This window comes from Sulfuricurvum sp. PD_MW2, assembly GCF_002633015.1.
GTDB lineage: Bacteria > Campylobacterota > Campylobacteria > Campylobacterales > Sulfurimonadaceae > Sulfuricurvum.
In genome coordinates this window covers 24,400-30,659 of record NZ_NSIU01000025.1, presented here as the reverse complement: position 1 = coordinate 30,659, position 6,260 = coordinate 24,400, and the positions used below count along the sequence as shown (strand labels likewise).

Genomic DNA, 6,260 nt, shown 5'->3' with positions numbered 1-6,260 from the left:
GGAACCCTGTTACCGGTTCGACGACCCACACCCACAGCGTCGATACAACGGCGTTGATTGATATTCGAATGATTGCGGGTGAAAGTCAAAGTCCTATAACTACGGATGCAAATAATTATGCAACGATCAGTTCGACAGATAAAACAAATGGATTTACAGTAAGTGGTATAACAACAGGTATTGAAGTAAATCAAACGGTTAGTATTCAGGCATTGAACAGTTCTGGAACTGCTATTAATGGGGCGATTTATACCACAACTGTTGGCTCAGATGGAACATGGACGGCGAATATTCCTGCTAATGCATCTTGGATTGTAGACGGTTCAAGTTATAGTTTTAAAGCGAGTGTGACTGATATTGCAGGAAATAGTGCTACGGATGTAGATAAACTAAATGCAAAACCGGTAGATACTAATGAGACAAATACCGTTAATGAAGATATGACATTAACAGTTACTGATGGTGCAACTGGAGATTTATTAAATAATGCTATAGATGCAGATGGTGATACATTGTCGATTAGCGGATATACGATTATGGAGATTTCAGGAACTCAAAATATTGGCACACCTGTATCAATTGCTGGAGTTGGAACAATTACAATTAATGCTAATGGAAGTTATTCTTTTGTCCCTGTATCAAATTATAATGGAAACGTACCGACTATCACTTATATTGTTTCAGATGGAAAAGGTGGAAGTGATACATCAACATTAAATATTGGTGTAAATCCAGTAAATGATGCTCCGACTATTGGAAATTCTTCTGTAACAGCGAATGTTTCAGAGGAAGGGTTAACCGGAGGTATTGTAGATACAATCGGTAGTCCATCGGATACAACAAATTTGAGTGTATCGACTGGAACAATGAATATTTCTGATATTGATAGCAGTGTAGCGGTTACTCTGAGTGCTCCGACGGCGCCTATGACTTCAGCAGGAACAACCGTTATGTGGAGCGGTTCAGGTACAAATACATTAGTGGGAAGTGCTGGGGATAAAGTTATCATGACAATCAGTATTGATAACACCGGTTCATATACAGTTACACTAAAAGGACCTATTGATCATGCTACAACAGGTGTTGAAGATATTAAAACATTATCTGTTGGAGTAAATGCAACGGATGGAGCTCTTACAACAACAGGTACATTGGCCATCAATATAGAAGATGATGCTCCTATTGCGGGAAATATTACTCAATCTATAATTTTGCCGTCTCAAGATACTAATATTTTATTGGTAGTTGACGTATCAGGTAGTATGGCTGATCCATCAGGTATAGCTGGTAAAACTCGTCTGGAAGCAACAAAAGATGCATTGAATCAATTATTAGATCAGTATGATTCATTTGGCGACATTAAAGTTCGTATTGTAACGTTTTCATCTAATGCTAATCCACAAGGGACGATTTGGACTGATATTGCAACAGCTAAAACGTATATAGCAAATATGACATCCAACGGCTCAACAGACTATGATGCAGCTTTGGCTGATGGAATGAGTGCATATGAAAGTACAGGTAAATTGGATAATGCTAAAAATGTAGGATATTTCATTTCTGATGGTGCACCAAATCAAAATGATAACAATACAAGTACTCTTACTGATTCATCAAGCAACTATTCAGGAAGTGCTGATAATGGTATTCAAACTGCTGAAGAAACTATTTGGAAAAATTTCTTGAATAATAATGATGTTCAGGCTTATTCAATAGGAATTGGTACCGGATTGCCAGCAAATGCACAAACAATTTTGAATCCGATTGCATACAATGGTCAAATATCAACGGACACTAATGCAATTATTGTCACTGACATGTCACAATTATCATCAGAACTTCAAAAAACAGTTATCCCTCCGATCCCTGGAAGTCTTAATGGAAATATTGGAAACAGCGCATATGGCCTGGGTGCTGATGGTGGGTATGTCAAATCGGTTACAATTGATGGAGTGACATACACATATAATCCTACGACACACTCTATGAGTGTAAGTGGTGGAACAAGTACCAACAGTTTTGATGTAACAACAAATGCAGTAACGATTACTACGGTTAAGCAGGGAATCTTAGTCGTTGATTTTGATGCAGCAACTTATACATATCAGGCACCAGCCACTCTTGCTTCAAGTTCCACTATGACTGAGACAATTGGATTTACATTAACAGATAATGATACTGATAGTGCAAGCGGTACACTAACTTTGAACGTTACGCATGCATCAGAAATTTTATTAACGAGTACCTCGACAACTATGGCTACAAGCGGTATGGGATTAAGCGGTGAATATTTTGGTTACAACGATAATACTACGAGTACAACCAATGGTTATTTAGGTTCGTCAACGCGAGTGCATACGGATGATGGAACACAAAGTAATTTGACATCTTTGGCAAAAATTGAAACCATTATTGAAGGCCGCAATAACGATACAACGCTTGTCGGAAGTTCACATACCGGTTCAGCCAGTGCGGCAGATGCTACATTCACGGCAAATAAACTTGAATACGGTTTAACAGCCGGAACAAGTACGCCATTGTTCAGTAATGACCTCGGTCAAAACACTAAAGTAACGGCAAATAATACGGTTAATTCAAGCAATAATAACCTTTATGCATTTTTGAAAGGTTCAAACACCGCAAATGCGAGTACAATCACAGCGACAAGTGGTGTGGGTGATACAACAGATGCGATCATCCGTATGGTCGGGTATGTGTATGTTGTAGGCGGAACATACGATTTACGAGTCACTGCAGATGATGGTTACCGAATATTAATCGGTAATCAATCCCTTGCCGAAGCCGATTATATTCAAAGCACAACGACTAAAGTATACACAGGTTTGAGTATTGCTGATGGTTGGCAACCGATCGAAATTCTCTATTGGGATCAGGGGGGACATGCATCATTTCGTTTAGAAACAAAATTGAGCGGTACATTGGATACTGCATATCAGATCGTCAGTACAGACACAATGCCGATTTTGAATGCAAATCAAACTCCGCCAGTATTGACAGCTCAACAGGATATGGTTGATACGGGAACGGGTACATGGTCTATCCGTACCGGCGCAACGTATAATGGAGATGCAAGTGATGACTATGTTACCGGAACCGACGGGAAAGATGTCATCCATGGCGGTGCAGGAAACGATGTTATAGATGGCGGTGCGAACAAAGACTGGATATATGGCGATGAGGGTAACGATACGATTCTTTTTGATGCAAAAGATGTTCTGATGGATGGAGGAAGCGGTATCGATACATTGCTTCTCCCTACCGGAACAAATATTGATTTTAGTGCGTTGAATACGACGAATAATCCGATCAAAAATATTGAAGTGATTGATCTGGGGACAACAGGTGCACATAGTCTTACCAACTTGTCTTTGCAAGATGTCATCGATATGACCGATAGTAATCATACGTTGACGATTATTGGAAACAGTGCGGATAGTGTGAGTGTTGATTCAACGTTGACAAAGACGGGAACAACGACAGAAACCATGAATGGTACTACTTATGCATTTGACGTCTATACCCATACAAATGCTAGTGACCCGACCGTAACCGTAAAAATCGAACAAGACGTTACCCACTCTTAGTGATGAATTACGCTACAATAAAAGGATGAAAAAAACGCTCACCCTTTTCTTCATAACGGCGGCGATTGCCGCCATTCTTATGAGCTCTCCCGAATTTTCTATTACCAAAGCTTTTTTAGAGAAAATAGAACGTGAATATGGGGTATTCGCCAAACGTCGCGCATTTGCTTTGGTTCAGATGATGAATGAAGTACGAGACCAAAGTGAGATGGAAAAACTTGACGGAGTGAATGATTTTTTTAATCATACACCGTATGCATCTGATAAAGAGACATGGGGTGTAAGCGATTATTGGGCAACACGGTATGAATTGATTGGAAAAGATCGGGGTGATTGCGAAGATTACGTTATTGCCAAATATTTCACACTCAAAGAGTTAGGCGTTCCTCCTTCGAAACTCTTTATGACCTACGCTAAATCGTTAAAATACAAAACGGCACATATGGTATTAACCTATTATGCGACACCTCGATCAGAACCGTTGATTTTGGATAACTACAACTTCAAAATTCTCCCCGCATCGCAGAGGGATGATTTGATTCCGATCTATAGTTTTAGCGGAGATGAGTTGTTTAACGCTAAACAGGCTCAAATCGGAAAAATGGTTCCGGCAGCGGCAAAACAGACCCGTCCTTGGGATGAATTAATAATTACACGGTAAAAGGAAATAAAATGAGTTTATTTAAACAGCTGGTTTTGATGCTGGGACTTTTCTTGGGGGTAATTTTAGCATCGGTAATGGCATTGAATTTTAGAACAGCTACCGAATTTGTTCAAAATCAGCTTTATGTCGATGCCAAAAATACGGCACACTCACTAGGACTTTCCCTCTCAAAAGTTGCTGATCCCAGCGATACATCGACGATGGAAACGATGATCAATGCCATATACGATAGCGGATATTATCAAGAGATCCGTTTGAATGATATAGAGGGCAAAGAGGTCTACAGCTGTCGAAACGATATGCAAATCAGTGATGTTCCATCATGGTTTGTAAAAATGGTTCCTATCCATAACGCCAGTGCAAAAAGTGATATTATGATCGGATGGAGCCGTTTTGGTACACTCGAAGTGAGCGGACATACTGGAAATGCGTATCGACAATTGTACTCGACATTGATCGATTTGGTCAAAACGTTTTTAATGATCGGATTTGTGGTCTTTGTAACACTTTATTTTCTATTATCACTCAGTCTTAAATCTCTCAAGCGGATCAAGAGCCAGGCAAAAGCAATTTTGGATAATGAATTTATTATCGAGACAAAAATCCCTTTTACCACTGAATTTCGATCGGTAACTACCGCCATGAATGCGATGGTAGAAAAAGTCAAAGATATTTTCGAACGTGAAAATGAGACCTTACGTCGCTATCATGAACTTCTTTATAGAGACTCAGAGACAAAACTTCATAACCGCCGTTATTTGACCGCTAAACTTCCCGATTATCTCCAATCGGATGCTTCTTTATCTTCCGGTATGTATGTTATGGTCAGTGTCGATGAGATAGATCGTCTCAAACGAGAGCAGGGGTATGAGCGATATTTAGGGGTGATAAATGCGATTTCAGAGATTTTTAACACCCATTTGGGCTCTTTCCGTCATGCATTGATCGCCCGATTGAACGAATCTGATTTTTTTGCCGTTTTACCAACATCAGAAATGGGTAGTATCCATCATGAAACCAAGCATATGATTATCAAGATACGTCACATGATTGAAGAGATCGATACTAGAATGCTCGAATATTTAACGATCGGATGCGGTATCGGATCGTACAGTGAAAACGATAGTTTAAAAACACTTTTCTCTCGCGCCGACTATACGGTGACCCAAGCCAAACAAAGCGGAAATTTTGTGATAGAGATTAGCAAGGATAGTGATGAAGCGTTGGTACTAGGTCGTGAAGAGTGGAGAGAGGAACTGTTAAAAAGTTTAGAGCAATCACGGATGTTATTGGCATTTCAGAGTGTTGTAGAACAGCGTTCCGATTCTCTTAACGTCATTCATGAAGAGATATTTTTGCGTTTGTTGGATAAAGAGGGGACGATCCATTCTGCAGGGTATTTTATCCCTGTGGCAACAAGTCTCGGACTTATCGATACATTGGACCGCTATATGATTGAAAAAGTCTTAAAACACATTCATGAGCATAATCCGATTACTCCGTTGGCGCTCAATCTGAGTGGAGATTTCATCAAAAAATATGCCAACATTCAATGGTTGAGAGAACAGCTGGAGAGTTTCCATCGAACAAACGATCTGATGTTATGGTTTGAGGTGAGCAATACTACCGCCCTTCATGATTTAGAAGGGGTATCTGCAATAAGTACAATGGTCAAAACGCTTGGATATCGTTTTGGAATCGATCATTTTGCTATTCCTGAGTCCGGAGCCCATTATTTGCAGGCGATACGTCCTGATTACGTAAAATCTAATTGTGCGTATTTACAAGATATGATGGTAGATCAAAGTACTGGTAAAAGCAGAGAGAGTTTCAACAATGTTATTCGAAGTTTGGGGATTTCGATCATAGCGATCAATATTGAGGATTCTGAAGATATTGAACGGTTAAAAACGCTTGGAATCGAGCAATTCCAGGGATCACATATCGCCCCTGTAACCCTGTTGCACTGAGTCTTACCTTTTTTTTCGGGT

Annotated in this window: 3 protein-coding genes and 1 pseudogene; all 4 read left to right on the top strand. The window is 39.8% G+C overall.

What is annotated here, in order from left to right; all coding sequences use genetic code 11:
- Nucleotides 1–68: 68 nt before the first annotated feature.
- Nucleotides 69–716, top strand: a pseudogene (locus CJD30_RS11735) (cadherin-like domain-containing protein); the annotation flags it as partial.
- A gap of 150 nt (nucleotides 717–866) precedes the next feature.
- The gene (locus CJD30_RS09920) at nucleotides 867–3,605 is read left to right on the top strand and encodes a VWA domain-containing protein (protein ID WP_294918662.1); all 2,739 of its coding nucleotides are present in this window, start codon (nucleotides 867–869) and stop codon (nucleotides 3,603–3,605) included.
- Between the two features lie 25 nt (nucleotides 3,606–3,630).
- Entirely contained in the window at nucleotides 3,631–4,266 is a 636-nt protein-coding gene (locus tag CJD30_RS09915; RefSeq protein ID WP_294918660.1) for a transglutaminase-like cysteine peptidase, read from the top strand.
- Nucleotides 4,267–4,277: 11 nt separating this feature from the next.
- On the top strand, nucleotides 4,278–6,239 hold the full coding sequence (locus CJD30_RS09910; RefSeq protein ID WP_294918658.1) for a LapD/MoxY N-terminal periplasmic domain-containing protein: 1,962 nt from the start codon (nucleotides 4,278–4,280) through the stop codon (nucleotides 6,237–6,239).
- Nucleotides 6,240–6,260: the final 21 nt, after the last annotated feature.

Coding starts and splice junctions, on each gene's coding strand:
- CJD30_RS09915 (WP_294918660.1), top strand. CDS start 3,631: ATGAAAAAAACGCTCACCCTTTTCTTCATAACGGCGGCGATTGCCGCC.
- CJD30_RS09920 (WP_294918662.1), top strand. CDS start 867: ATGAATATTTCTGATATTGATAGCAGTGTAGCGGTTACTCTGAGTGCT.
- CJD30_RS09910 (WP_294918658.1), top strand. CDS start 4,278: ATGAGTTTATTTAAACAGCTGGTTTTGATGCTGGGACTTTTCTTGGGG.